This is a genomic window from Micrococcus sp. HG099 (assembly GCF_024723355.1).
Taxonomy (GTDB): Bacteria; Actinomycetota; Actinomycetes; order Actinomycetales; family Micrococcaceae; genus Micrococcus; species Micrococcus endophyticus.
Genome location: NZ_JANQCJ010000010.1, coordinates 1 through 24,724, shown reverse-complemented (window position 1 = coordinate 24,724; position 24,724 = coordinate 1). Strand labels below are relative to the sequence as shown.

General features: G+C 67.5%; 23 protein-coding genes and 1 pseudogene. 9 read left to right on the top strand and 15 right to left on the bottom strand.

The features are described from left to right. Positions 1-10: 10 nt before the first annotated feature. The 3 genes from NWP10_RS02020 to NWP10_RS02010 form a co-directional block, all read right to left on the bottom strand. On the bottom strand, positions 11-385 hold the full coding sequence (locus NWP10_RS02020) for a hypothetical protein (RefSeq protein WP_258299713.1): 375 nt from the start codon (positions 383-385) through the stop codon (positions 11-13). A gap of 63 nt (positions 386-448) precedes the next feature. After that, the gene (locus NWP10_RS02015) at positions 449-1,015 is read right to left on the bottom strand and encodes a mismatch-specific DNA-glycosylase (protein ID WP_010080487.1); all 567 of its coding nucleotides are present in this window, start codon (positions 1,013-1,015) and stop codon (positions 449-451) included. A gap of 1 nt (position 1,016) precedes the next feature. Next, positions 1,017-1,271, bottom strand: coding sequence for a Txe/YoeB family addiction module toxin (locus NWP10_RS02010; RefSeq protein WP_258299711.1), 255 nt, complete (start codon positions 1,269-1,271; stop codon positions 1,017-1,019). Between the two features lie 219 nt (positions 1,272-1,490). On the opposite strand from NWP10_RS02010, the gene NWP10_RS02005 reads away from it, so the two are divergent. The 3 genes and pseudogenes from NWP10_RS02005 to NWP10_RS01995 all read left to right on the top strand — a co-directional run. Continuing rightward, complete coding sequence (locus tag NWP10_RS02005; RefSeq protein WP_258299710.1) at positions 1,491-2,876, top strand: GntP family permease; 1,386 nt, start codon at positions 1,491-1,493, stop codon at positions 2,874-2,876. A 29-nt stretch (positions 2,877-2,905) separates the two neighbouring features. Continuing rightward, on the top strand, positions 2,906-4,060 hold the full coding sequence (locus tag NWP10_RS02000; protein WP_258299709.1) for a glycerate kinase: 1,155 nt from the start codon (positions 2,906-2,908) through the stop codon (positions 4,058-4,060). A gap of 1 nt (position 4,061) precedes the next feature. Continuing rightward, positions 4,062-4,318: pseudogene (locus NWP10_RS01995) on the top strand (phosphatidylinositol kinase); the annotation flags it as partial. Positions 4,319-4,807: 489 nt separating this feature from the next. Here NWP10_RS01995 and NWP10_RS01990 read toward each other — a convergent pair. The 6 genes from NWP10_RS01990 to NWP10_RS01965 form a co-directional block, all read right to left on the bottom strand. After that, positions 4,808-7,942: a type I restriction endonuclease subunit R gene (locus tag NWP10_RS01990; protein WP_258299708.1), complete on the bottom strand. Its 3,135-nt coding sequence runs from the start codon at positions 7,940-7,942 to the stop codon at positions 4,808-4,810. After that, entirely contained in the window at positions 7,939-9,015 is a 1,077-nt protein-coding gene (locus tag NWP10_RS01985; protein WP_258299707.1) for a hypothetical protein, read from the bottom strand. Before NWP10_RS01985 ends, NWP10_RS01990 begins: the two co-directional genes overlap by 4 nt. Beyond that, positions 9,016-10,173 (bottom strand): restriction endonuclease subunit S, encoded by a 1,158-nt coding sequence (locus tag NWP10_RS01980; protein WP_258299706.1) that lies wholly within the window; start codon positions 10,171-10,173, stop codon positions 9,016-9,018. It lies immediately after the preceding gene. Continuing rightward, a complete protein-coding gene (locus tag NWP10_RS01975; protein ID WP_258299705.1) occupies positions 10,170-11,096 on the bottom strand; it encodes a restriction endonuclease in 927 nt (308 codons plus the stop codon). Before NWP10_RS01975 ends, NWP10_RS01980 begins: the two co-directional genes overlap by 4 nt. Beyond that, a complete protein-coding gene (locus NWP10_RS01970) occupies positions 11,093-12,664 on the bottom strand; it encodes a type I restriction-modification system subunit M (protein WP_258299704.1) in 1,572 nt (523 codons plus the stop codon). Before NWP10_RS01970 ends, NWP10_RS01975 begins: the two co-directional genes overlap by 4 nt. A 241-nt stretch (positions 12,665-12,905) precedes the next feature. Then, positions 12,906-13,148 (bottom strand): helix-turn-helix domain-containing protein, encoded by a 243-nt coding sequence (locus NWP10_RS01965; protein ID WP_258299703.1) that lies wholly within the window; start codon positions 13,146-13,148, stop codon positions 12,906-12,908. Between the two features lie 87 nt (positions 13,149-13,235). Between NWP10_RS01965 and NWP10_RS01960 the strand changes: the two genes are divergently transcribed. Continuing rightward, a complete protein-coding gene (locus tag NWP10_RS01960) occupies positions 13,236-14,129 on the top strand; it encodes a transposase (RefSeq protein ID WP_309137687.1) in 894 nt (297 codons plus the stop codon). Positions 14,130-14,428: 299 nt separating this feature from the next. On the opposite strand, the gene ychF is transcribed toward NWP10_RS01960, so the two are convergent. The 3 genes from ychF to NWP10_RS01945 form a co-directional block, all read right to left on the bottom strand. Continuing rightward, on the bottom strand, positions 14,429-15,514 hold the full coding sequence (ychF, locus tag NWP10_RS01955; RefSeq protein ID WP_258299702.1) for a redox-regulated ATPase YchF: 1,086 nt from the start codon (positions 15,512-15,514) through the stop codon (positions 14,429-14,431). 52 nt (positions 15,515-15,566) lie between these two features. After that, positions 15,567-16,127 carry a hypothetical protein gene (locus NWP10_RS01950; RefSeq protein ID WP_158494294.1) on the bottom strand — a complete coding sequence of 187 codons (561 nt, stop codon included), beginning with the start codon at positions 16,125-16,127 and terminating at the stop codon, positions 15,567-15,569. 89 nt (positions 16,128-16,216) lie between these two features. Continuing rightward, complete coding sequence (locus NWP10_RS01945) at positions 16,217-16,750, bottom strand: Hsp20/alpha crystallin family protein (RefSeq protein ID WP_158491476.1); 534 nt, start codon at positions 16,748-16,750, stop codon at positions 16,217-16,219. A gap of 155 nt (positions 16,751-16,905) precedes the next feature. On the opposite strand from NWP10_RS01945, the gene NWP10_RS01940 reads away from it, so the two are divergent. Then, a complete protein-coding gene (locus NWP10_RS01940; RefSeq protein ID WP_258299701.1) occupies positions 16,906-17,274 on the top strand; it encodes a metalloregulator ArsR/SmtB family transcription factor in 369 nt (122 codons plus the stop codon). Positions 17,275-17,325: 51 nt separating this feature from the next. Beyond that, positions 17,326-18,549, top strand: coding sequence for an MFS transporter (locus NWP10_RS01935; RefSeq protein ID WP_258299700.1), 1,224 nt, complete (start codon positions 17,326-17,328; stop codon positions 18,547-18,549). Positions 18,550-18,580: 31 nt separating this feature from the next. Here the strand turns inward: NWP10_RS01935 and NWP10_RS01930 are convergent, their stop codons facing one another. Beyond that, entirely contained in the window at positions 18,581-19,132 is a 552-nt protein-coding gene (locus NWP10_RS01930; protein ID WP_258299699.1) for an O-acetyl-ADP-ribose deacetylase, read from the bottom strand. Between the two features lie 57 nt (positions 19,133-19,189). Between NWP10_RS01930 and NWP10_RS01925 the strand changes: the two genes are divergently transcribed. The 3 genes from NWP10_RS01925 (at position 19,190) to NWP10_RS01915 (ending at position 22,826) form a co-directional block, all read left to right on the top strand. Continuing rightward, positions 19,190-19,627, top strand: coding sequence for a hypothetical protein (locus NWP10_RS01925; protein WP_017488211.1), 438 nt, complete (start codon positions 19,190-19,192; stop codon positions 19,625-19,627). Between the two features lie 111 nt (positions 19,628-19,738). Next, the gene (locus NWP10_RS01920) at positions 19,739-21,028 is read left to right on the top strand and encodes a DNA recombination protein RmuC (protein ID WP_017488212.1); all 1,290 of its coding nucleotides are present in this window, start codon (positions 19,739-19,741) and stop codon (positions 21,026-21,028) included. Between the two features lie 115 nt (positions 21,029-21,143). After that, positions 21,144-22,826: a DASS family sodium-coupled anion symporter gene (locus NWP10_RS01915; RefSeq protein WP_017488213.1), complete on the top strand. Its 1,683-nt coding sequence runs from the start codon at positions 21,144-21,146 to the stop codon at positions 22,824-22,826. Positions 22,827-22,901: 75 nt separating this feature from the next. On the opposite strand, the gene NWP10_RS01910 is transcribed toward NWP10_RS01915, so the two are convergent. Beyond that, the gene (locus tag NWP10_RS01910; RefSeq protein WP_017488214.1) at positions 22,902-23,450 is read right to left on the bottom strand and encodes a gluconokinase; all 549 of its coding nucleotides are present in this window, start codon (positions 23,448-23,450) and stop codon (positions 22,902-22,904) included. An 89-nt stretch (positions 23,451-23,539) separates the two neighbouring features. Beyond that, on the bottom strand, positions 23,540-24,640 hold the full coding sequence (locus tag NWP10_RS01905; RefSeq protein ID WP_017488215.1) for a 4-hydroxy-3-methylbut-2-enyl diphosphate reductase: 1,101 nt from the start codon (positions 24,638-24,640) through the stop codon (positions 23,540-23,542). Positions 24,641-24,724 lie beyond the last annotated feature (84 nt).

Below are 24,724 nucleotides of genomic sequence, written 5' to 3'. Positions count from 1 at the left end.
GCCCGAGGCGTCAGCGCGTCCGGCTGATCGTGAAGTCCAGCGAGTTCACGCCGACGGCGCGGCACAGCAGCGCACTGTCGCCGATCGGGAGCGTCTGCCCCGCTTCGCAAGAGTAGGTGCCCCCCTCGGTGCCGCCGGCGGAGAAGGTGGCTGTCCCCTCCTCGCTCGCCGTCTCGAGCCGGAATCGCTCGCCGACACCGCCGATGATCGGCCCGGAGACGGGGAAGGGCAGATCATGGAACGCGTTGCCTGGCACGGAGATCTCGCAGCTGCGCAGGGTGGTGTCGGTGGAGCACGTCGAGGTCCACGTCTGCGTCTGGCAGCCCACGAGGGCCGTGGCGGTCAGTCCGAGGCCCAGGAGCGAGGTGGTGACTCGTGTGCGCACGGTGCCCACTCGATCAGAGATCCCAGCGGGCGTCCAGTGCGGCCGCAGGGACGGCGGGTGCACTCAGTCCACGAGCCCCGCCGCGGCACCGGCCGCGCGGTAGTCCGCGGCGAGCGAGTCCAGGGTGGCGTGAGCGTTGAGCCCGCTGGGGTTCGGCGCCACGAACAGCCGCGTGCCCGGCCACGGCGTCTCCTGCTCCCCCAGCGCGGCCTTCGGGCGTCCGAACGCCTGCCGGTAGGCCGTCACCCCCAACACGGCGACGACGGCCGGCGCATGCGCGGCCACGAGCGCGTCCAGACGGGCGGGGGCGGCGGCGAGCTCCTCCGCGGTGAGCTCGTCGGCGCGGGCGGAGGCACGCGGGACGAGGTTGGAGATCCCGATGCCGCGGGCGTGCAGCTCGGCGAGGTCCTCGGCCTTGTAGCCGTCGGAGGCGTCGATCAGGTGTCGGGTGAGCCCGGCGCGGTGCAGGGCCGGGTAGAAGCGGTTGCCGCGGCGGGCGAAGTGCGCACCGGTGGCGGCGGTCCACAGGCCGGGGTTGATGCCGATGAACAGCAGCCGCAGCGGGTCCGGCAGCAGGTCGGGGACGGTGCGGTCGCGGAACTGCTGGAGCTCGGCCTGGGTGAAGCGCATGTCAGTAGTGATACCTCACCTGGAGGATGATCAGGTCCACGCCGTCGACGAGGTAGACGAGCCTGTGCTCCTCCATGATGCGCCGGGACCATGCCCCGGCCGCGCCGTACTTCAGCTGCCCGGGCTTGCCGATCCCCTCGAAGGGATCACGCAGGGCGGCATCGATGAGGGTGTTGATCCGTGTGAGGACCTTGCGGTCCGTGGTCTGCCAGTTCGTGTAGTCCTCCCGGGCGGAGCGGTCCCACACGAGGCGCACTCAGGCGTCCCCTTCTCTCCCAGGAACGCCTTGGGCTTCCCGGAGATGTCCACATCCGCTCTCCTGACGCAGGCCCCCGCAGGGCCGTTCTGTTGTCCTGAGGACCATCGAGACGCCCGAACCCTGTTCGCCAGAACATCGCCGTTGAAGTCCTATCGGTCTTAGTCTGGCTGGAATGCCCTGCCGCACAAAGGACTTCCGATGACTGGAATACCGTTCTTGCTCGTCTTCATCCTCGCCGTCGCCCTGATGATCGTCATGATCTCCAGATGGAAGATCCACCCCTTCCTCTCGATCATGGTCGTCGCCTTCGCCTTGGGGATCATCGGTGGGATCCCGCTGGTGAAGTCGACCGGCGCCGAAGGGGAAGAGCCCGTCAAGGGCATCACCGACGTAATCGGCGAGGGATTCTCCGGGATCTTCACGTCGATCGGCATCGTCATCATCCTGGGCACGCTCATCGGACTCATCTTGGAGCGCACCGGTGGTGCCTTCAGAATTGCCGATGCGCTCGTGCGGGTCGTCGGCAAGCGCTACCCCGTCCTGGCCATGCAGCTCATGGGCTGGGTGGTCTCCATCCCCGTGTTCTGCGACTCCGGCTTCGTCATCCTCAACCCCATCCGCAAGGCCCTGGCCCGGCGCACCGGGGCGTCACCCGTGGCGATGACCGTGGCCCTGGCGGCAGGTCTGTACACGTCGCACGTCTTCATCCCGCCGACCCCGGGGCCCATCGCAGCCGCCCAGAACCTCGGCATCGGTGACCACCTTCTGTTGGTGATCGGCCTCGGCGTCCTCGTCTCGATCCCCGCACTCCTCGTCGCGTACCTGTACGCCCTCTACATCGGCAAGCGGGTGACCTCCCCTGAGGAGACCGGCACTGAGGACGCGGACGAGCTGGAGGCGGCCTACGACGCGCTTCGCCGGTCCTACGGGCGGATGCCTGCGACCGCTGCGTCCTTCGCGCCCATCATCGCCCCCATCCTGCTCATGGCTCTCGGCTCGCTCGCATCCGTCCTGAAGTGGACCGGCCCCGCGGGTGACTTCGCCCGATTCCTCGGCACGCCGATGATCGCGCTCGCCGTCGGAACCCTCTGCGCAGTCGGCCTGTTGTTCAGCGTGCGCCGTGGCGAGACGTTCTACGACCTGACAGAGGAGACCCTCCGGGTCGTCGGCCCCATTCTGTTCATCACGGCGGCCGGCGGTGTGCTGGGGCGCGTCATCGCCGCCACCGACCTCGTCACCTTCATCGAGAGCAACGCTGCGCAGTTGTCGGTCATCGGACTGTTCTTCCCCTTCCTCGTCTCCGCCGTCCTGAAGACCGCGCAGGGCTCCTCCACAGTGGCACTCACGACCACGTCGGCCATGGTCTTCCCGATGATGCCCGCACTGGGCTTCGAGACCCCGGTGGCCAGCGCGCTCGTGGTCATGGCCATTGCGGCCGGCGCCATGACCGTCTCCCACGCCAACGACTCGTACTTCTGGGTGGTCACCAACTTCAGCGGCATGACGCCCTCGCAGGGGTACCGCACCCAGACGATGGTCACGCTCCTGATGGGACTCACCTCCATCGTGTTCATCTGGATCCTCGGCCTCGTCCTCATCTGACCCCGTCACCTGACCTAGGAGACCCACGCGTGCAGCGCATCATCGTCATCCCAGACTCATTCAAGGGGTCCCTGTCGTCGCGGGAGGCGGGCTCCGCGATCGCGGCGGGTCTCGCGTCGGTCACCGACGCCGAGGTCCTCGTGGTGCCCATCGCCGACGGCGGGGAGGGCACCGTCGAGGCCTTCGTGACTGCCGCAGGGGGCTCCTTGCGATCCGCAACCGTCTGCGGGGTGTTCTACGGCGAACGCGTGCCCGTCCACTACGGACTGATCGACCTGGACGTGGCGGTGGTGGAGACAGCCTCATGTGCCGGGCTCCCGCTCGCCTCCGGACGCGAGGACACGGGGCGGGCCACGACGTTCGGAGTCGGCGAGCAGATCCTCGACGCGGTGTCCGCCGGCGCGCGCAAAGTCATCGTCGGGGCCGGCGGGAGCGCCACGACGGACGGCGGCACGGGCGCTGCCGCAGCGCTCGGCGTCCGGTTCCTCGACGCCGCAGGCGAGGAGATCGTCCCGACCGGCGACACCCTCACCCGGATTGCGCGGATCGACTCCACCCCGGCACGAGACCGGCTCCGCGACGTCGACGTGGAGGTGATGTGCGACATCAGCAACCCCCTCACGGGATCGCAGGGTGCAGCCCACGTGTTCGGCCCCCAGAAGGGGGCGGATGCTGCATCAGTGGCGAGCTTGGACACAGGACTGGTCCATCTCGCGGGCATCGTCGAGCGGGACCTCGGGGTGGCGATCGACGCGCTCCCCGGTTCGGGAGCGGCGGGGGGTCTCGCCGGTGGCCTGCACGCCTTCATCGGGGCCACCTTGAAGCCGGGTATCGACGTCGTCCTCGAGACGGCGGGTTTCCACGACCTCGTGAAGACCGCTGACCTCGTCATCACCGGGGAGGGGCGCATCGACGGCCAGTCCTTGGCCGGGAAAGTGCCGATCGGCGTGGCCCAGGCCGTGCGCGCAGCCGGCCGTGTGATCCCGGTGATCGTCCTCGCCGGCTCCGTGGGCCAGGACACGGACGCCCTCTACGGCGAGGGCATCACCGCGATCGTGCCCATTGGCCGCGGCCCCCAGGACTTGGCGACAGCGATCCGCCGGACGGCAGAGGACCTGACCGCGACCGCCCGCGACGTCGGGCGCCTGGTGATGGCCTGCTCCCCCACCGGGCTCACACGTTGAGGAGGGTGAGGACGGGGACGGGCATCGGCTGGTCCTGGCCCACGAGGACACCGCGGCGCTGCGCCGGATGGCAGTGTTCGACGTGATCGCCACCCACGCCGACCGCAAGCCCGCCCACATCCTCGCCATGCCCGGCGGACACCGGTACGGCGTGGACCAGGGGCTCACGTTCCATGTGGCGAACAAGCTGCGGACGATGCTATGGGGCTGGCTGGGCGAGACGCTGAGCAGGAGGAGCGCGACGGCGTAGGAGAGCTAGCCCCCCAACCCCACAAAAAACCTTACACGTTGAACCGGAACTCCACCGCATTCCGGCACGGGCAAACATGTGGGTTGTATAGGTCTGCCAGAGGCGACAGATCGAGGTGGCTCGGCCCTCTGACAGCGGTTTTTAGTCGACTATCGGGGCGTTGGTGACGGCCCATCTGCGCCGGTGGGACGCTGCCGACCAGGGTCACACCTTCGAAGATTTAGGGGTTGGCGTCAGGCGTCGTGGTACAGCTCGGAGCATGCCGCGACGGGCAAGATCTGCACCGATGCGGCGGCGCGCGCTACTGATCGGCCGCGCGGGACCAGCGCGGACACTCGCCATCATGGTTCCCCCAGTCGCACGCGTGAGGGTCCTCATGGTGGCGCCAGTCGCCGAAGCGACTAAGCTCCTCAGACCAGTGCTCACAGCGGATGACCTTCGGCGGGCGATCGGGGTTGTCCTCGGTCATGAGCCCATGATTTCACTCTTTGCTAGCCTCAGTCCCTGGACTCTTCACCCCCCGAGGCAAGTCCGCGGAACCGCTCGAAGAACCTGGACAGGGCTCCGATGACCCGCTTCTTCTTGTCGCCGTGGTTGGACTCACGGTTGAACCGTGACACGGGCGGCAGGATGCGGGTGATCTCCGTCCCCGCTGTGCGCAGCTGGCCGTCCCGGAATGCCGCATCTACGAACGACTGCGTCTCCTCCAGTCTGAGCTTGTGCGCTTCGATGAGCTCCTGAAGCTCGGTCTCACGCTTCGCGGCGACATACGCCTGCCACTGCTCATCAACCGCGCCCTGCAGCGACACCGACTCGACGAATTCCTCGACGAGGTCGCGCTTGCTGCGCAGGCTCGGGCTCGCGTCGACGGCGCGGGTGATCTCGGCGCGGACTTCCTTATCGTCTCCGTCGCCCTTCTCGGCGCGGAGCTTCTCGACGAGCATGAGGATGTAGTCGACGTTGATCTCGACCTGCTTGACGAGCTCGATCTCGAACACGACGTCATCGTTGATGACTTCCTTGTCGCCGTCGCGATCGCGCGTGAATTCGTCGCGGAGGCGCAAGTAGATGCTGGTGTAGTCCTGCCGCTGCCGCTCAGTGAGCGGATCGTTGCCGTCGAAGTCGTCGAAGGACGTGAGGATGTTCTGCAGCCGCAGGATTGCGCCGAACAGCTGGATGACGTGCTTCTGCGCCTGCTCCCCCACGATCTGCTGCCCGATCGGGAAGTGCGTGAGCAGTGCGGTGACCTTGTCGACGTACTCACCGAAGTAGTCGCCGTACGGTTTCAGCAGGACGACGCCGCGGGCGTCCTTGTTGCCGAAGAGCTCCAGCGCGGCGTTCGTCTCTTCCTCGAGGTCGCGGAAGGCGACGATGTTGCCATAGGTCTTCACCGAGTTGAGGATGCGATTGGTGCGCGAGTACGCCTGAAGCAGGCCATGGGCGCGCAGGTTCTTGTCGACGAACAGCGTGTTCAGTGTGGTCGCGTCGAAGCCTGTGAGGAACATGTTCACCACGATGACCAGGTCGATCTCGCGGTTCTTCATCCGCTGCGACAGGTCTTTGTAGTAGTTCTGGAACCGATCCGCGCTCGTGTCGTAGCTGGTCCCGAACATGTCGTTGTAGTCCTGGATCGCGTCTTCCAGGAACGAGCGCGTGCCACGGTCGAGCGCATCGGTGTCGAACGCTTCATCATCGAGAATTCCGTCGGCTTCGGCCTCGTTCGCGCCGTAGCTGAAGATCAGCCCGACCTTCAGACGCTTGTCCGGTGGCAGCTCCTCCATCTGCAGCTGGAACTGGTTGTAGTAGCGGCGCGCGGCATCGATCGACGCGGTCGCGAACAGCGCGTTGAATCCGCGAACCCGCTTCCGCTCCTTGAGTGCCTCTGCCTGTCGCCGACCCCGCACTGAGTCGGCGACGTTCGTCACAACTGCGTGTTCGTAGCTCGATGAGCGCTTCGTCTTCTGATCGAAGTGCTCCAGGGTGTACGCCACAACGTCCCGGATCCGACGCACGTCCAAGAGCGCTCGCTCACGGTCGATCGCTGACACCTGCGAGTCGTCGGGGTCCCCGATCTTGATGGTGTTGATGTAGTCGATCCGGAACGGCAGCACGTTCTTGTCGGTGATGGCGTCGACGATCGTGTACGTGTGCAGCTTGTCGCCGAACGCCTGCTCGGTTGTGCGCAGCTGAGGGTTACCACCGCTCCCGGCGTTCGCGGCGAAGATAGGGGTGCCGGTGAACCCGAACAGGTTGTACTTCTTGAACGCGCGTGTGATATCGGTGTGCATGTCGCCGAACTGCGAGCGGTGGCACTCATCGAAGATGATCACCGCGTGGCCCGAGAATACCTCGTGGCCCTTGTTCGCCTTGATGAACGTCGACAGCTTCTGGATCGTGGTGATGATGATCCGCGCGCCGGGGTCTTCGAGCTGCTTCTTCAGTACCGCCGTCGACGTGTTCGAGTTCGCCGCCCCTTTCTCGAAACGGTCGTACTCACGCATCGTCTGGTAGTCGAGGTCTTTGCGGTCGACTACGAAAAGCACCTTGTCCACACTCGGCATCTTCGATGCGAGCTGCGCTGCCTTGAACGAAGTGAGCGTCTTACCCGAACCCGTCGTATGCCAGACGTATCCTCCGGCATCGAGTGTGCCGAGCGTCTTGTAGTTCGTCGAGATCTGGATCTTCTGCAGGATCCGCTCGGTGGCGGCGATTTGGTACGGCCGCATAACCAGCAGGTCGCGATCCGCGGTGAGCACGCAGTACTTCGTGAGGATGTTCAGCAGCGCATGCTTCGCGAAGAAGGTCTTCACGAACGCCGTCAGCTCGGTGATCGGCTTGTTGTTCGCGTCGGCCCACCAGCTGGTGAACTCGAACGAGTTGCTCGACTTCTTCCCCTTGCCCGCACCACTCGCCTTCTTCTGCTCGGCCAGGTGCCTGTTGCGAGTGCTGTTGGAGTAGTACTTCGTGAGCGTGCCGTTGCTGATCACGAACAGCTGCACGTACTCGAACAGGCCAGAGCCCGCCCAGAAGCTGTCGCGCTGGTAGCGGTTGATCTGGTTGAACGCCTCGCGGATGTCGACGCCGCGACGCTTCAGTTCGATGTGCACCATCGGGAGCCCGTTGACGAGCACGGTCACGTCGTAACGGGTGGCGTGCTTCGCACCGCCGTCGCCGGCGTCACCCCCGCCGCGCACGATCTCGTACTGGTTAATGACCTGCAGTTGATTGTTGTGGATGTTCGTCTTGTCGATCAGCGCGATGTTCTTCGTCGTCCCGTCGTCGCGCTTGAGGATCTGGACGTGATCCTCCTGCACACGCACGGTCTTCTCGACGATGCCGTCGTTGGCACCTGCGACCTTCGTCGTGAAGAACCGCTCCCACTCGGCATCCGAGAAGGTCATCCTGTTGACCTTCTCGAGTTGCATGCGCAGATTCGCGACCAGCTGGGCCTCTGATGTGATCGGCAGGTAGTCGTACGCCTGTCCCTCGAGGAGCCGGATCACCTCCTTCTCGAGTGCAGACTCCGACTGGTACGCATCAGCCTGCGACGCATCGTGAACATACTCAGCGACGACCGTGCTCTCAGAAGAGATCGCGATCGGATCAAACTTGCGTGCCGCTGCTTCACTCATGACGCACCCGCCCATCCAAACGCCTTCAGAAACTCGTAAAACTCATCTCTAAATGCCTCTTTGTACTCATCCGCGACCTTAGATGTTTCGATCTCGGCGAAGCGGTCATGACTGTACAGATTCAAAACTCTCGTCAGCAGGGCAGCATTCGGCCCCACCAACAGGCCGCTCCACCCACCTGTGCGACCCAGGAAGTTCGCCGTCTTCTCTAGCAGCGCCCGGAACTGATTGAAGTGCACTCGCTCAATTTCATCCTCCGCGATTGCCCTCTGGATACCTTCAATTATTTGGAGATGATAACTGAAAGGCGAATCGTTTGACTGATTGGCAAGTGTCCATCCGGAAGACGAATTGCGCGCAAGGACATACGGTCGAGTCCTACTCCTCTTTCGGCCCAGTGAATTAAAAAGAATATTAAAGAAGAGCGCATGGTGGGTAGAGATCACAAACTTGAAGTCCAAAGCCGCGGCCCGCTCAACAAGTTCCACGAGCGCAAGTGCCACAGACACGATGCGCACATCGTCCATCGAGGAGACTGGATCATCGATAACGGCGATCGATAATTGATCATAGTCAGTCGTGGATCGCAGCTCGGGATTATCGGCACGAGTTTCTATTGCTTCATTTAGGACGGCCTGATAGACACTCCAAACGAATATGCTTTCCTCAGCTCGTGAAATCTTAATGTTGTCCAGCGAATCATCACCTCCCGTCTGGACGCCAAAGCTAACCTCGCCATTTATGAGGTCGAGTCGCGGTTCAATGCGCCCGCTAGTGTATGCTCGAAAGTTGTCGATGATCGCACCGTCAAGGCCTTGCGCAATTACAGATTCGAATAGATCTGAACCCAAATCCACCTTGAGCACGAATTGCTCATTGTCCCAGGTGAATTCGTCTTCAATGAACGAGTTGTAGAGGATGACCCCCTCTGGATCACGATCCTTAAGATGCTGCGCCAGCCGAGTTTTACCGACTGAGTTCGGAGCGTAAATTAGGGCGGTACGCGAGTCAGCGATGTCTCGCAATACCTCGTCGGCTAAGCTCGCGACTGTTTCATGGGCAACAACAGCCATCTACGCCGCCTCCTTGAAGGTGAGGAGACGGTCACGGTAGTAGTCGTACTGCTTGCGGCGAGCGGCGAGCTCGGCAGGAAGGCCGATGCTGATGTCGTTCACGAGAGCGTCAAACTTGTCGAGCACGCCAGCAATACGCCGTTGCTCGTCGACGTGTGGCAATGCAACCTTCAACGCTTTGATCAGCTTCCCTGTCACTAGCGGTTGACCGCCGCCTACCGCGTACTGATTCAAACGCATGTTCGTGAGCTGGTGATACGCGTAGTAGACGTCCCATGCCTCGGCGGGGGTGACGACCAGCGTGTTGTCGGACACGTCATATTCACCGTCAACTATGTTCACGCGGCCAGCGTTCGCACCGACGCGGGCGATGAGCAAAGCTAGTCCGGAGTACGCGGGTGCGTTCGTTGTCCCGATCTGACCAGTGGATCCGTACACCGGGTACGCGCCGCCCTCTGATCGAGACTTATTCCGTCCGGACGAAACCCCGTGAACTATTTCGCCTACCGACGTCAGCGCTGCTCCGTTTGATGAGGAGAGCACCTCGTGACGATAGTGCTCGTACTGGGCGCGCCGGGCTTCCAGCTCCGCTTCCAGCTCCGCTTCCAGCGCCACTTCCAGCTCAGTGAACTTATCCAACACTCGCACGATCTCGCGCTGCACCTCGAGAGGCGGCACAGGGATCCGGATCTTCTCCAACGAAGCACCAGACACGCGGCGCACCTTCGTCCCAGAGACGAAGCGCCGTTTCTGATCTTGAAATGACGATGACTGGAAGAAATACGCCATGTACTTCGGATCAAGCTCGTGGCGATAGATGTAGGCGTCGCCACTAAGGACGACATCAGAGTCCCCGAGCCATGCCGTCGCCTTCGCGACCGCATCGTCATCCTCGCTCGTTGTAGCGATCAGCAGGTCGCCAGGCTGCGCATGACGAAGCTTCGCTGCGATCAATGGATCGGTGAAAGACTTCGTCTCAGTCGCGTAGACGCCGTAGAAGGTGTGGATCTGCCCATAGTGAACAGCGGGGACACCTTCTTCACGAAGGTCGGCCTTCTGAAGGCCACTCCCACGAATAAACTTCCCAGCCTCACCGAGAGTCTTGTGCTCCACCCCGTCCGGGCACAACTCCTGAATTAGGTCATCGATGCGGCTCATGCGAAGAAGTCCTCGTCGATCTCGACGACCTTGTAGGTCTCTTTCACTTGCACGCCGACGCCGTATCGGATCATGAGGCTGGTGAGGCGCTTGCCGTCGATCAGGATGATGCGGGTCGGCACATTCTCGGCGTAGGTACGTGCGCCGTCCGAGAAGCGGCTGGTCGTGATGAAGACGCCGCTGTCGGCTTTGCCGCTGAGTGCTCCAACGAACGCCTGGAGGTCGGGGCGTCCGACAGTGTTGCCGTCTTGGTAACGCTTGGCCTGGATGTAGACGCGGTTGAGGCCGAGGATGTCCTGGTCGATGACACCGTCTATGCCTCCGTCGTTGGTGAGCTGGGTGACGCTGCCGGCCCCGGTGGTGCCGCCGTAGCCCATTGACAGCAGGAGATCGACAACCGCCTGCTCGAAGAAGCCTGGTTCTTTGTCCTGCAGCCGAGTGAGCAGCTCGACCGCGATCTCGTCGTGGATTCGCTCGACGCCGCTCTGCACCTGCTCGGTAGGAGTCATCGACGACTCTTCGGTCGGAGCGGTCGTTGCAGACTCGCTCGTCTTGCGGGTCGTGGTCGCCACGTACTCGCGGATCGGCGAGCTGGGATCTGCACCGAGCGCTTTGATGTCACGTTCCTTGGCACCATTCGGAAACAGCTCGATGAGCTGCTTGCCGGCATCAGTGATCTGGTAGTGACCACGCTTCGGACGCCTGAGCGCGCCGACGTTCGTCAAGAACGAGACACCCCAGCCGATACGGTTCTCATACTTGAGCGCGCTCCCTGACGGAAGCATCTCCTTCCTCTGCTCATCGGTGAGCTGCGCCTGATCAGCTACGAGAGGCTGAAACTCGCGCCAGTGGCGGATGATGCCATCGCTCATCACCTTGAGCGTCGGGATCATGAAGCCTTCCCAGTTGGGCATGTCCGTCATGACCGCGCGCCCTCCAGATCCGCCACGATCTCGTCGATCGCCGTGCGGAGCTCAGCCTGGCGCGCCACGATGCGCGCGATCTCGGCGTTCAGCTCCGTGATGTCGACTTCCTCGCGAGTGTCCTCGGCCTCGACATACGACGACACCGCAATGTTGTAGTCGTTAGCGGCGATGTCCTCGTTGCTGACGACGGTGGTGAAGTAGTCTTCAGGCTCGCGCGCCGTGAACGCTCCGAGGATCCTCGCCTGGTGCTCCTCGAGCAGCTTGTTCTTGTTGCCGACGCGCTTGAACTCGGCTGACGCGTCAATGAACAGCACGTCGCTGGTCTTCTTCGACTTCTTCAGCACGAGGATGCAGGTCGCGATCGTCGTGCCGAAGAACAGGTCCGGCGGAAGCTGGATGACCGCGTCGACGTAGTTGTTGTCGATGAGGTATTGGCGGATCTTCTTCTCCGCCCCGCTGCGGTACAGCACGCCAGGGAACTCAACGATCGCCGCTGTGCCGTTGACCGCCAGCCAGCTGAGCATGTGCATCGTGAAGGCGAGGTCGGCCTTCGACTTCGGCGCGAGGACTCCTGCCGGTGCGAACCGCTCGTCGTTGATCAGCAGCGGGTTGGCGTCGCCCTCCCACTTGATCGAGTAGGGCGGATTGGAGACGATCGCCTCGAACGGCTCGTCGTCCCAGTGCTGGGGATCGATCAGGGTGTCGCCGTGCGCGAGGTTGAAGTCCGCGTAATTGACGTCGTGCAGGAACATGTTGATCCGAGCGAGGTTGTACGTGGTCAGGTTGATCTCCTGACCGTAGAACCCCTGGCGGACGTTGTTCTTCCCGAGTACCTTGTCGAACTTCAGCAGCAGCGAACCCGAGCCGACGGCAGGGTCGTAGACCTTGTTGACCTGCTTCTTGCCGACGACTGTGATGCGCGCCAGCAGCTCGGAGACCTCTTGCGGCGTGTAGTACTCGCCACCGGACTTGCCTGCGTTGGCGGCGTACATCTGCATCAAGTACTCGTAGGCATCGCCGAACAGGTCGATCGAGTTGTCTTCCCACCGCCCCAGGGGGAGGTCGCCGATCGCGTCGAGCAGCTTCACTAGCTTCTGGTTCCGCTTGGCGACCGTTGAGCCGAGCTTGTTGCTGTTAACATCCAGGTCGTCGAATAGACCCTTGATGTCGTCCTCGCTGTCGGTGCCCAGTGCCGACGCTTCGATGTTCTTGAAGACCCGCTCGAGCGTCTCATTGAGGTTCTCGTCGCCCGCCGCACGCGCCCGGACGTTGACAAACAGGTCGGACGGCAGGATGAAGAAGCCCTTCTCGGCGACGACCTCGCCGCGCGCGAAGTCCGCCTGCGAGTCGGGCATGTGCGCGTAGTCGAACGACGCGTGGCCAGCCTCGTGCTCGCCGCGATTGATGTACGCCGTGAGGTTCTCGGAGATGAAACGATAGAACAGCATGCCCAGCACGTAGGACTTGAAGTCCCACCCGTCGACGCTGCCACGCAGGTCGTTCGCGATCCGCCAGATCGTCTTGTGTAACTCGGCTCGCTGCGCCTCTTTGGTGGTCGGTGCCATAGGTCGTCCTCCTCCGCGCCACTGCGCAGTCACGGTCTTGGGTTGCTTGCCCTCACGATATCGGGTGCCACTGACACTCGGGCCTCCCTCATCATCACCGCGTCGCGTAGAACGCCACAGCCGCTGCTGCCGTCACGTTCAGCGAGCTGACGCGGCCACTCATCGGGAACGTGGACCGGCGATCGACCAGTGCGTCGGTCTCCGGTGTGACGCAGTGGCCCTCCAGCTCACGCAGCGAACGTCACTGACGGACGACCAGTGTCTGCGCCTCAACACCAAGTTGCTCCGCCAGAGCATCAATGGAGTCCAGAGTGAGGTTGCGCTCCCCGCGCTCGATGCCGGCGAGGTACCGAGTCGAGACACCGAGCTCCTCGGCGAGACCTTCTTGCGACAGACGGCGCGCAAGGCGCAGATCGCGCACCTGCGCTCCGAGCACCTTTTTCAGTGGATCTGTCACACGACCAGCCTCGAGTCTGGTAGTCATGACTTCCAGGAAGTTATCGCTTCCAGTGCGGTCGAGACGGGTCGCGCACGACTCGCACTGCGGCCGCATCAGACCTCGAAGGAGAGCATGACGATGCCCGATTCGCAGCAGGTGCCCGACGGGAGCTCGACGGCTCTCCCCCGCGTCCTGCACAAACCACTCAGCAGGGCACTGCTCTCGGAATCGTGGGCTCAAGCAGCGGAGGCAAAGCGGATGGAGCGGGCCGGCGACGACCTGCAGCTGACGTACGAAGCCTATGCAGCGGGCGAACCATGTCGCGCGTGTGGGCGTGCCCTTCTCGGTGAGCCAGCCCTGGGAACTGATGAAGAGAGCCTTACGCTGATCGATGCCGACAACGCCGAGTTCCGAGCCGAGCACACGGCATGCAACATGGGGGGTTGGCGTCTCGAGAACAACAGGGTGGAGCACTGCCATCTGTGCTGCCCGTTCCCGCCACTTTCGCCGACTCAGCGCGATGAGCTCCGACAGCTCCTATACCCACCCTCATTGCACATCGACCGCAGCGCCACTTGGCGAGTGGAACTGACCTGCCAGCATGTCGAGACCTTGGTCGGGCATTCCCCTCGCTACGTTGAGCCAACCGTCCAATGCACCGAATGCGCTGTCATCCGCGGCGTGGTCAAAGCCGTGCGAATCGATGACCAGGCGAAGGCTGGTGACGGCGGCAGCGACATCGAGGGCCTCCAGCCCGACTATCAACGACTCACAGATGAGCAATGGAGCTGGATCAAGCACATCGTTCGCACAGAAGAGGGCCCTCGCCGCGGGCGGCCACGCACTGACATACGCACGATCGTCGACGCGGCGCTCTACAAGACCCGCACCGGCATCTCGTGGCGCGAGCTCCCAGCGGAGTTCGGGTTATGGCAGACCGCCTTGCGCCGGCACAACCAACTGATCGCGAGCTCCCAGTGGGACGAAATCACTCGCACTCTGGAGGAACGTGACCTGCCCCAGTGAACCGGGGCGTCGTTGATGCGACTGACTTTTGAGTCAGGCTGCTTATTGAGTCAGCGCACCTGCCGAGAGATCGCGCGTCGAACGACTCGAACCCTCCGCAGCATTGGCCAGCCGAGGCTGCGTCCCAGAGGCGCTACCGCACCGCAGGGAGCAGGATCGGCCCCTGCGGAAGCTCCGCAGGGGCCGATCAAAGTCCCAGGTCAGCGGGGCAAACGCTTAGCAACTGATGGTAGATCGGAACTCGACTGACGAGCCAGATCAGAAGCTGCGAAGGCAAAACCCCTGGTCAGACGCCCTTTTTAGACATTGAACCTGAATTCAACCACGTCGCCGTCCTTCATGACGTAGTCCTTGCCCTCCATGCGCACCTTGCCGGCGGCCTTGGCGTCGGCCATGGACCCGGCGGCGATCAGGTCGTCGAAGGACACGATCTCCGCCTTGATGAAACCGCGCTGGAAGTCGGTATGGATCACACCGGCCGCCTCGGGCGCCGTCGCGCCGACCGGGATGGTCCAGGCGCGGGTCTCTTTGGGACCGGCGGTGAGGTACGTCTGCAGGCCGAGGGTGGAGAAGCCGACGCGGGCGAGCTGGTCCAGGCCGGACTCGTCCTGCCCGGCCATCTCCAGCATCTCGGCGGCCTCCTCCTCAGAGAGCTCCACGAGGTCGGACTCGAGCTTGGCGTCCAGGAACACGGCGTCGGCGGGGGCCACCAGATCGCGCAGCTCCTGCTGCTTGGCCTCGTCCCCCAGCACACCCTCGTCCGAGTTGAACACGTAGATGAACGGCTTGGCGGTGAGCAGGCTCAGCTCCCGCAGCCGGTCCATGTCCAGCTTGTCCTTCTCGATCGCGGAGAAGATCGTGTCGCCGCGCTCCAGCACGGCCAGGGCGGCCTTGAGCGCCTCGAGGTCGGCGGGCTCCTTCTTCTTGCCCTTGACCTCCTTCTCGACGCGCGGGATCGCCTTCTCCACGGTCTGCATGTCCGCGATGATCAGCTCGGTGTTGATGGTCTCCATGTCCGAGGCCGGGTCCACCTTGCCGTCCACGTGGACGACGTCGCCGTCGTCGAACGCGCGCACCACCTGGGCGATCGCGTGGGCCTCGCGGATGTTCGCCAGGAACTGGTTGCCCAGGCCCTCCCCCTCGGAGGCGCCCTTCACGATGCCGGCGATGTCCACGAAGGACACCGTGGCCGGCAGGATGCGCTCGGAGCCGAAGATCTCGGCCAGCTGCGGCAGGCGCTCGTCGGGCAGGTTCACCACGCCCACGTTCGGCTCGATCGTCGCGAACGGGTAGTTCGCCGCGAGCACGGTCTGGCGCGTCAGCGCGTTGAACAGGGTCGACTTGCCCACGTTGGGCAGTCCCACGAATCCGATAGTCAAAGCCACGGTCTATGAGTCTACCGGCGCGGCCTCGCTCCGCGGGCCCCGCTCCCCCGCCTCACCGTCCGGGCGTCGCCACCGGACCCTCGCCGGAGCGGGCGGCCTCCAGCAGCTCCTCCAGCGCGCGCCGCGTCGGCTCGACGGCGGCCGCGTCCGGCAGCCTCTGCATCGTGAGGTTCACGGGGGTGCCGGTCTTGTTCGGGGCCTGCGCGGCGGCGGCGAGCCGGCCGCCGTCGGGAAGCCGCCACCGCACCACCGGCTGGCTCGCCGTCAGGTTCCTGCCGTGCGGCTCGCCGTGGACGGCGCTCACCGCCGCCTCCACCCGGGCGAGCGCCTCCAGCCGCTCCCCCGGCACCGTGCGGGTCAGGCCCACGCTGAACGTGCCGTCCGCCTGCTGGCCGGGCAGCCGCCCCTGGTGCGCCTGCTCGTAGTCCACGGTGATGCCCTGCGCCCACCACCCGTCCACGCCGTGCTCCTCCACGAGGTAGGCCGCGATCCGGGGGTGGGACCACTGCTGCGCCCCGGCGTCCTGCAGCACGGCGCGCCAGCCCGCGTGGTCGCGCCCGGTGGCGGCGCGCATGGCGTCCGCGCCCATGTTCTGCTCGAGCTTCTTCACCATGGCGCGATCCTACGGCGCACCCCGGACACGACGACGGGGCCGTCCGTGCGGACGGCCCCGTCGGGCTCAGTGCTGCGAACCGGAGGCGATCAGGCCTGCGGGGCGCCGCCGTTCTGGGCGGCCTCCTGCTCGGCCGAGCGCTCCTCGACCTCGGCGGTCTCGGCGGTCTCGCCGGGCACGGTCTGCCCCGCGCCGGCCCCGGCGCCCGAGTGCTTCACCGAGATCTTCCGCGGCTTGGCCTGCTCGGCCACCGGGATGGTCAGGGTGAGGACGCCGTCCTCGTAGTCCGCCTCGATGCGGTCCAGGGCCAGGCCCTCTCCGAGGGTGAGCTGGCGGGCGAAGGTGCCGGCGGAGCGCTCACGGGTGAGCCAGCGGCGGTCCTCGCCGGCCGGGCTCTCCTTGCGCTCGGCGCGCACGGTGAGGGTGCGCTCCTCCACGTCGACGTCGATCGAGGCCGGATCGACGCCGGGCAGCTCGACCTCCGCCACGAAGCGGTCGCCCTCGCGGAACAGGTTCATGGGCATGGACGCGGTGCCGCTGGTGCGGGTCAGGCCGTTCACGAGGCGCTCCATCTCACGGAAGGGGCGCTCCATCTCGCGGAAGGGATCGATGGGACGAGCCATGTCAGGTCACTCTCCTCAGTGGTCGGGTGGCGCCGCGGACCGCGGCGTCTGCCCCTCACAACACACCCCGCCGGAGACCTATTCCCCCAACTTGAGTGAACTCCACTCAATCTTCGGGTGACGCCTTTGGTGCCGCCGTGCCCTACTATCTGCGTATGCATGCAGATACGAAGATAATCGGCACCCCCGAGCCCTTCCCCGACCACGTGGAGATGGCCGCCGAGGTCCTGCGCCTCCTCTCGGACGCCACCCGCATCCGCCTCGTGCTCGCCCTCCACCGCGATGAGGAGCTCCCCGTCAACGCCCTCGCCGAGGCCGTGGACCGCAAGCCGGCCGCCGTCTCCCAGCACCTGGCCAAGATGCGCATGGCCCGCATGGTCACCACCCGCCACGAGGGCACCCGCGTCCTCTACCGGCTCACCGACGAGCACGCCGTCACCCTGGTCCTCGAGGCCATCCGGCAGGCCGAACACTCCGCCGGCCCCGGCCAGCCCCTCCGCCACACCCACGCGCCCCGGGACTGAGCGCCCACGCCGCGCCCCGCCGTCGTCCCCGCCGCCTTCCAGGAGAGACCCATGCTCGCCGTCCTGCGGAACCCCACGTACGCCCGGCTGTTCAGCGCGCAGATCATCGCGCTGCTGGGCACCGGGCTGCTCACCGTCGCCCTGGGCCTGCTGGCCTACGACATCGCCGGGTCGGACGCCGGCGCCGTCATGGGCACCGTCATGGCCATCAAGATGGTCGCCTATGTGCTCGTCTCCCCCGTGACCACCGCACTCGTGTCCCGCCTGCCCGCCCGCCGCGTGCTGATCGGCGCGGACCTGGTGCGGGCCGGCGTCGCCGTCTCCCTGCCCTTCGTCACCGAGGCCTGGCAGACGTACGTGCTGATCTTCCTGCTGCAGTCCGCCTCGGCCACATTCACGCCCACCTTCCAGGCCGTGATCCCCTCCGTGCTGCCGGACGAGCGCGAGTACACCCGGGCCCTCTCCCTCTCCCGCCTGGCCTACGACCTCGAATCCCTCCTCAGCCCCCTGCTCGCCGCCGCCCTGCTGACGGTGACGGCGTACAACAACCTTTTCTTCGGCACGGTGATCGGCTTCCTCGTGTCCGCCGCGCTCGTGGCGCTGGCCCGGTTCCCCGCGATCCAGGCCCCGGAGCCGGCCCCGTTCCTGGACCGGCTCACCCGGGGCACCCGGGCCTACTGGGCGCGCCTCGAGCTGCGCGGCCTGCTCGGCGTCAACCTCGTGGTGGCGACGACGACGGCGATGGTCATCGTCAACACCGTGGTGCTCGTGCAGGCCGACCTCGGCCGCCCCCAGCAGGACGTCGCCCTCCTGCTCGCCGCGTACGGCGGCGGCTCGATGCTCGTCGCCCTGGGGCTTCCCCGCGTGCTGGACGCCGTCCCCGACCGCCGCGTGATGCTCGCCGGCGCCGCCGCGCTGCCGGTGCTGCTGCTGGCCGCCGTCGTCGTGATGGGCGCACCGGCCGGCGGCGCGCAGTGGGCCGCCCTCCTGCTGCTGTGGACGCTGCTGGGGGCGGCCACCTCGGCCGTGCTGACGCCCTCGGCCCGGCTGCTGCGCCGCAACAGCACCGAGCAGAACCGGCCGGCCGTGTTCGCCGCGCAGTTCTCGCTCTCCCACGCCTGCTTCCTGCTCACCTACCCGCTGGCCGGCCTGCTGGGCGCCCGGATCGGGCTGCCCGCCGTCGGGCTGGTGCTCGTGGGGATCGGCGCGGCCGGCCTGGTGCTCACCGTGCTCGCGTGGCGGCGGGCGGACTCGCCGGCCCCGGCCGGGCGCTGAGGGCCGGTCCGCGCGGCGCCGACGGCAGGCCTCAGGAGGCGGCCGGCGCCCCGGTCGCGTCCGGGGCGTCCAGCGCCGCGCGGAAGGCGGCCTCGGCGCGCTCGCCGAACGGCACGAAGAGCACCCGCTCCACCGACCCGGCCCCCTGGGCGGCGACCTCCCGGCACGTGGTCACCGCGATCCGGGCCGCGTCGTCCATGGGCCAGCCGTAGACGCCGGCCGAGATGGCCGGGAACGCCACCGACCGGGCGCCGAGCTCCGCGGCCACCCGCAGGGACTCCCGGTAGCAGGAGGCCAGGGTCGCCGACTTGTCGATCGTCTTCGCCCACACCGGGCCCACCGTGTGGACGACCCAGCGGGCCGGGAGGCGGCCCGCCGTCGTCGCCACGGCCTGCCCGGCGGGTAGCCCGCCCGGCAGCTCGGTCTCGCGCAGGCGGCGGCACTCGGCGAGGATCTCGGGCCCGCCACGCCGGTGGATCGCCCCGTCCACCCCGCCCCCGCCGAGCAGGGTGGAGTTGGCGGCGTTGACGACGACGTCTGCGGTGGTGGCGGTGATGTCCCCGGGGGCGATGAGCAGCTCCATGCGCTCCACGCTAGGCCCGCCTGTCCGCCGCCGGACAGGCCCGGTAGCCTCGGGCCGGTGAGCACCTCGACCCCCTCCGACGCGACCCCCACCCCGCCCACGCGAGACCTGCTGCCGCTGATCACGCTCGCCGTGGAGCACGTGTTCGACACGCTCGGGCGCCGGCCCGTGTTCCATCCGACCATCCTGGCCGTCACCGCCGACGGCCAGCGCGGCATGTGGGAGCACCCGGACCTCGAGCCGGAGCAGGCCGCCGCCGAGGTGGCGAAGATCAGCCCGCGCCCGGCCCGCGCGGTGGCCGTGTTCGAGGGCGAGGCCGCCACCGAAGACGGCCCGCGCCCCGCCGTGGCCGTGGAGGCCTTCGACGCCGCCGCCCTGGCCTCCGTGCGCCTCGTCTTCACCTACCTGCCCGGCGTCCCCGGGGCCGGGATCGCCGCGCAGGTCGACGGCGACCCCCAGGTGGTCGCCAACGGCCCGAACCCGCTGTTCGGCTGAGCCGGGCGCGCCCGCGGAGGCGGGTTCCGAGGCGGGCCGGCGGCGGGTCCGGCCGCACGACGACGGCGCGCCGCCGCTTAACGCGTCCGCCCCGCCTGGAAGGGTGGAGGCATGGACATCCTCAGCCTGCTGCTCGCCCTCGCCCTCGGCCTCGTGGTCGGCGCCCTGACGGGCGCCTGGCTCATGTGGCGCCGCGCGGCCGGCGGCGGTGAGGAGGCCCGCCGCGCGGAGCAGGAGCTGGCCGCCCTGCGCGTCGAGCACCAGGGGGCGCGAGAGGAGCTCGCCGCCGCCCGCGCGGAGCACCGGGCCTTGGCGGCCGCGCGCGCGGAGGACGTGGAGCGGCAGCGCTCCGAGGCCCGCGTGCTCTCCACCCTCACCCCCCTGGGGCAGCAGCTCACCGCCCTCCAGGAGCAGGTGGGCGTGCTCGAACGGGACCGCGCCGCGCAGTTCGGCCGCCTCGGGGAGCAGCTGCGCGCCGCCGCGGCCACGGACCGGGACCTGCTGAACCAGACCACCTCCCTGATGGCCACCCTGCGCTCCACCTCCGCACGCGGACACTGGGGCGAGGCCCAGCTGCGCCGCGTGGTGGAGGCCGCCGGGATGCTCCACCATGTGGACTTCTCGGAGCAGTCCACCCTCAGCGGCCGGGACGGCGAGCGCCTGCGCCCGGACCTGCTGGTGTCCCTGCCCGGAGGCAAGAGCATGGCCGTGGACGCCAAGGCCCCCATCGGGGACGCCCTCGCCGCCGAGGCGCTCGCGGACGAGCCCGGCGAGGAGGCCTGGGAGCGGCGGCAGGCCCTGGCCGCCCAGCACGCGGCCGCGGTGCGCCGCCACGTGGACCAGCTCTCGGCCAAGGCCTACTGGGCCGGCCTCGAGCACTCCCCCGAGCTCGTCCTCTGCTTCCTGCCGGCCGAGTCCCTGCTCGCCGCCGCCCTGGACGCGGACGGCGGCCTGCTGGACCACGCCTTCTCCCGCAACGTCGCCCTCGTCGCCCCCGTCTCCCTGCTGACCGCCCTGAAGTCGGTGGCCTACGCCTGGCGCCAGGACACCCTCGCGGAGAACGCGCACACGGTGGTCGCCAGCGCCAAGGACCTCTACGAGCGCCTGGGGACCCTCGGCACCCACCTGGACCGCATGGGCGGCTCCCTCAAGACCACGGTGGACCGCTACAACCAGCTCGTCGGCAACGTGGAGTCCCGCGTGCTCCCGGCGGCCCGCAAGCTGCGGGAGGCGGACCCGGGCCTGGCGCCGACCCCGGACATCCGCACCCTCGAGTCCGCGCCGCGCGTGCTCTCCGCGCCCGAGCTCGTCGAGGGCGTCGAGCAGGACGAGCTGCGCCGTCGCCGGGAGGACCCGGCGCGCGAGGAGGCCGTGCGGGAGGACCCGGCCCGGGAGGCCTGATCCGCCCCGGCCGGCGCGCCGGCCTCGGTTCTGTGTGTCCAAGATCACTTGCTATCGTGAAACTCACAGAGAGTTGCCAGCCCGCACTCGAAACCCGAACCGTGAGGAGGCGCCCATGGCGTCCCGCCCCGTCCCGCCGCCGAGCAACGTGAACGAACACGTCTCGCGCTTCGACCCGCAGGCCGCCGCCCAGGAGTTCGAGCACGAGACCTCCCCGGGCATGCGCGACCAGCCGCTGACCGGCGGCGAGCACACCAAGCGCATCATCGGCCTCGTGGCCGGCCCGCTCCTCGCGATCGGCCTCTACCTGCTCATGCCGGGCGACCTCGCCGTCTGGCCCCGCCTCGTCGCCGCCACCGCCGTGCTCATGGGGGTCTGGTGGATGACCGAGGCCCTGCCCATCCCGGCCACGGCCCTGCTGCCGCTCGTCATCTTCCCGCTCGGCGTGCCCGCCGCGGAGTCGGACGGCGGCGTCACCTTCGACTCCATCGGCGCCAGCTACGGCAACAACATCATCTTCCTGTTCATGGGCGGCTTCATGCTCGCCCTGGCCATGCAGCGGTGGAACCTGCACCGCCGCATCGCCCTCGGCGTGCTCAAGCTCATGGGCGCCAAGACCGTGAACCTGGTCCTGGGCTTCATGATCGCCACCGGCTTCATCTCCATGTGGGTGTCCAACACCGCCACCGCCGTGATGATGCTGCCGATCGGCGTGTCCATCCTCGTGCTGGTCCAGCGCTACGGCACCGAGGACGCCCTCGCCGCGGACGCCGTCCCCGCCGCCGAGCAGTCCGCCCCCGGCGAGGCCCCCACCCAGGCCGAGATCCGCTCGCTCACGAAGTCCAACTTCGGCACCGCGCTCATGCTCGGCATCGCCTACGCTGCCTCCATCGGCTCCCTCGGCACCATCATCGGCACCCCGCCCAACACCCTGCTGGCCGGCCACATGGCCGCCGAGCATGGCATCGAGATCGGCTTCGGCCAGTGGATGCTCGTGGGCGTGCCGATCGCCGTCGTCCTGCTGCTGGTCTGCTGGCTGCTGCTGACCCGCGTCCTGTTCCGCCCGGAGATCGACGAGGTCCCCGGCGGCCGCGACCTGATTGCCGCCGAGCTGGCGCGTCTGGGCCGCATGAGTGCCCCCGAGGCCAAGGTCCTCGTGATCTTCGTCCTCGCCGCCCTGGCCTGGATCACCGTGCCGCTGCTGTCCGAGTACGTGCTCGGCCTCGACTCCCCGCTGCTCTCCGACGCTGCCATCGCCATGGTCGTGGGCCTCGTCCTCTTCCTGCTGCCCGCCGGCGGCGGCGCCGGCCGCGGCGTGCGCCTGCTGGACTGGGAGGCCGCGAAGGAGCTCCCGTGGGGCGTGCTGCTGCTCTTCGGCGGCGGCCTGGCACTGTCCGGCCAGTTCTCCAAGTCCGGCCTGTCCACGTGGCTCGGCGAGCAGGTGCGCAGCCTGGGCGAGATCCCGGTGTGGGTGCTCGTGGTGATCGCCGCGATCGGCATCCTGCTGCTCACCGAGATGACGTCCAACACCGCCACCGCGGCCACCTTCCTGCCCGTGGCCTCGGGCGTGGCCCTGGGCACCGGCGTCGAGCCGCTCATGCTCGCCGCTCCCGTGGCCCTCGCCGCCACCTGCGCGTTCATGCTGCCGGTGGCCACCCCGCCGAACGCCATCGCGTACGGCTCCGGCTACGTCACCATCGGCCAGATGGTGAAGGGCGGCGTGTGGCTGAACATCATCGCCGCCGTGCTCATCTCCGTGGCCTCGATGACCCTGCTGGTGTGGGTCTTCGGCCTCTGAGCCACGCCTCCACCACGCGGACGGCCCCGTCCCCGGAGCGATCCGGGGCGGGGCCGTCGGCCTTGCAGGCGGGGCTCAGCGGGCCGCCAGGACGCGCAGGGCGCGCTCGGTCAGGTCCTCCACGGTCGAGTCGTTGGCCAGCACGGCGCCGGGCTCGTCCGCCTCGAGGGGCTCGAGCGTGGCCGCCTGGCTGTGCAGCAGCGTCGGCGGCATGTAGTGCCGGCGCCGCGCCATCCGGTCCCGGATCTCGGACTGGGGCGCGTCCACGTGGAGGAACACCACGCGGGCCGGACCGTCCCGGAGCAGGTCGCGGTAGGAGCGCTTGAGGGCGGAGCAGGTCACGATGGCGCCGCGCTCGGCCGCGGCGCCCGCCGTCCAGTCCCGGATCCGATGCAGCCAGGGCAGCCGGTCCGCGTCGGTGAGCGGGGTGCCGCCGGCCATCTTCGCCACGGCCTCGGGGCTGTGGAACTCGTCCGCCTCCGCGAACGGGACGCCGAGGGCCGCGGCCAGGCGCAGCGCCAGCACCGTCTTGCCCGATCCGGAGACGCCCATGACCGCCACGGCCGTCCCGGCCAGGTCCGGCACGGACCCCACGGCCTCGAGCGCGCGCCGGGCGTCCTGCACGGCGGCCGCGCGGGACTCCGGGGTGGCGGCGTCGTCGTCGGCGGCGGTCAGCCCGGTGCGGTCGTCGTCGTCGCGCTGGTCCAGGCTGCTCAGCCCTCGGTCCGGCGGCCGCCGAGGCCGCGCGAGTCGTCGCCCACGCGCTTGAGCTCGGCACGCAGCTCCTTGGGCAGGGAGAACATGATGTCCTCCTCCGCGGTGACCACCTCGTCCACCTGCCCGTAGCCGTACTCGGCCAGCAGGGCCAGCACGTCCTGGATGAGGACCTCGGGGACGGAGGCGCCGGAGGACAAACCCACCGTGGAGACGCCCTCGAACCAGGACTCGTCCACCTGGCTGGCGAAGTCCACGCGCTCGGCGCGGGAGGCACCGTACTCCGCGGCGACCTCCTTGAGGCGCACGGAGTTCGAGGAGTTCGCCGAGCCCACGATGATCACGAGATCGCACTCGGGCGAGATGGACTTGATGGCCGCCTGGCGGTTGGAGGTGGCGTAGCAGATGTCGTCCGAGGGCGGGTCCTGCAGGTTCGGGAAGCGCTCGCGCAGCACGGAGACGATCTCGAGGGTCTCGTCCACGGAGAGCGTGGTCTGGGAGAGCCAGATCAGGTTGTCCGGGTCCGCCACCTGCACGGCGCGCGCCTCGGCGACGTCGTTGATCACGGTGGTGTGCTCCGGGGCCTCGCCGTACGTGCCCTCGACCTCCTCGTGGCCCTCGTGGCCGATCAGGAGGATCTGCTTGTCCTGCTTCGCGAAGCGCACGGCCTCGCGGTGGACCTTGGTCACGAGGGGGCAGGTCGCGTCGATGGTGCGCAGGCTGCGCCGCTCGGCGTCCTGGACCACGGCCGGGGACACGCCGTGGGCGGAGAACACGGTGAGGGCGCCCTCGGGGATCTCGTCGAGCTCCTCGACGAACACCACGCCGCGCTCGGTCAGGGTGTCCACCACGTGGCGGTTGTGCACGATCTCCTTGCGGACGTACACGGGGGCGCCGTGGTGCTCCAGGGCCTTCTCGACGGCGACGACGGCGCGGTCCACGCCGGCGCAGTAGCCGCGGGGGGCGGCGAGCAGCACGCGCTTGTCGCCGGAGACGGGGGCGGCGGCCTCCACGTCCTCACGGGTGCGGCGGACGCGCGGGACCTGCGGCATCCCGAGGCCGACGGCGGACGGGTGGGCGGAGACGGAGGGTGCGGACATGCCGCCCATGCTATCGGCCGGGCACGGGGCCGGGCCCGGCCGTCCGCCCTCAGCGGGACGCGGGGTCGGCGGCCGCCCGGGAGC

What these genes read in the sequence shown, in the direction of transcription:
- NWP10_RS01945 (WP_158491476.1), bottom strand. Translation starts at nt 16,750, where the DNA reads ATGGCTCGTCCCATCGATCCCTTCCGCGAGATGGAGCGCCCCTTCCGT.
- NWP10_RS01920 (WP_017488212.1), top strand. Translation starts at nt 19,739, where the DNA reads ATGGACATCCTCAGCCTGCTGCTCGCCCTCGCCCTCGGCCTCGTGGTC.
- NWP10_RS01930 (WP_258299699.1), bottom strand. Translation starts at nt 19,132, where the DNA reads ATGGAGCTGCTCATCGCCCCCGGGGACATCACCGCCACCACCGCAGAC.
- NWP10_RS01950 (WP_158494294.1), bottom strand. Translation starts at nt 16,127, where the DNA reads ATGGTGAAGAAGCTCGAGCAGAACATGGGCGCGGACGCCATGCGCGCC.
- NWP10_RS01980 (WP_258299706.1), bottom strand. Translation starts at nt 10,173, where the DNA reads ATGAGCCGCATCGATGACCTAATTCAGGAGTTGTGCCCGGACGGGGTG.
- NWP10_RS01915 (WP_017488213.1), top strand. Translation starts at nt 21,144, where the DNA reads ATGGCGTCCCGCCCCGTCCCGCCGCCGAGCAACGTGAACGAACACGTC.
- NWP10_RS02015 (WP_010080487.1), bottom strand. Translation starts at nt 1,015, where the DNA reads ATGCGCTTCACCCAGGCCGAGCTCCAGCAGTTCCGCGACCGCACCGTC.
- NWP10_RS01975 (WP_258299705.1), bottom strand. Translation starts at nt 11,096, where the DNA reads ATGACGGACATGCCCAACTGGGAAGGCTTCATGATCCCGACGCTCAAG.
- NWP10_RS01970 (WP_258299704.1), bottom strand. Translation starts at nt 12,664, where the DNA reads ATGGCACCGACCACCAAAGAGGCGCAGCGAGCCGAGTTACACAAGACG.
- NWP10_RS01985 (WP_258299707.1), bottom strand. Translation starts at nt 9,015, where the DNA reads ATGGCTGTTGTTGCCCATGAAACAGTCGCGAGCTTAGCCGACGAGGTA.
- NWP10_RS01965 (WP_258299703.1), bottom strand. Translation starts at nt 13,148, where the DNA reads ATGACTACCAGACTCGAGGCTGGTCGTGTGACAGATCCACTGAAAAAG.
- NWP10_RS01960 (WP_309137687.1), top strand. Translation starts at nt 13,236, where the DNA reads ATGACGATGCCCGATTCGCAGCAGGTGCCCGACGGGAGCTCGACGGCT.
- NWP10_RS01940 (WP_258299701.1), top strand. Translation starts at nt 16,906, where the DNA reads ATGCATGCAGATACGAAGATAATCGGCACCCCCGAGCCCTTCCCCGAC.
- NWP10_RS01935 (WP_258299700.1), top strand. Translation starts at nt 17,326, where the DNA reads ATGCTCGCCGTCCTGCGGAACCCCACGTACGCCCGGCTGTTCAGCGCG.
- NWP10_RS01905 (WP_017488215.1), bottom strand. Translation starts at nt 24,640, where the DNA reads ATGTCCGCACCCTCCGTCTCCGCCCACCCGTCCGCCGTCGGCCTCGGG.
- NWP10_RS01990 (WP_258299708.1), bottom strand. Translation starts at nt 7,942, where the DNA reads ATGAGTGAAGCAGCGGCACGCAAGTTTGATCCGATCGCGATCTCTTCT.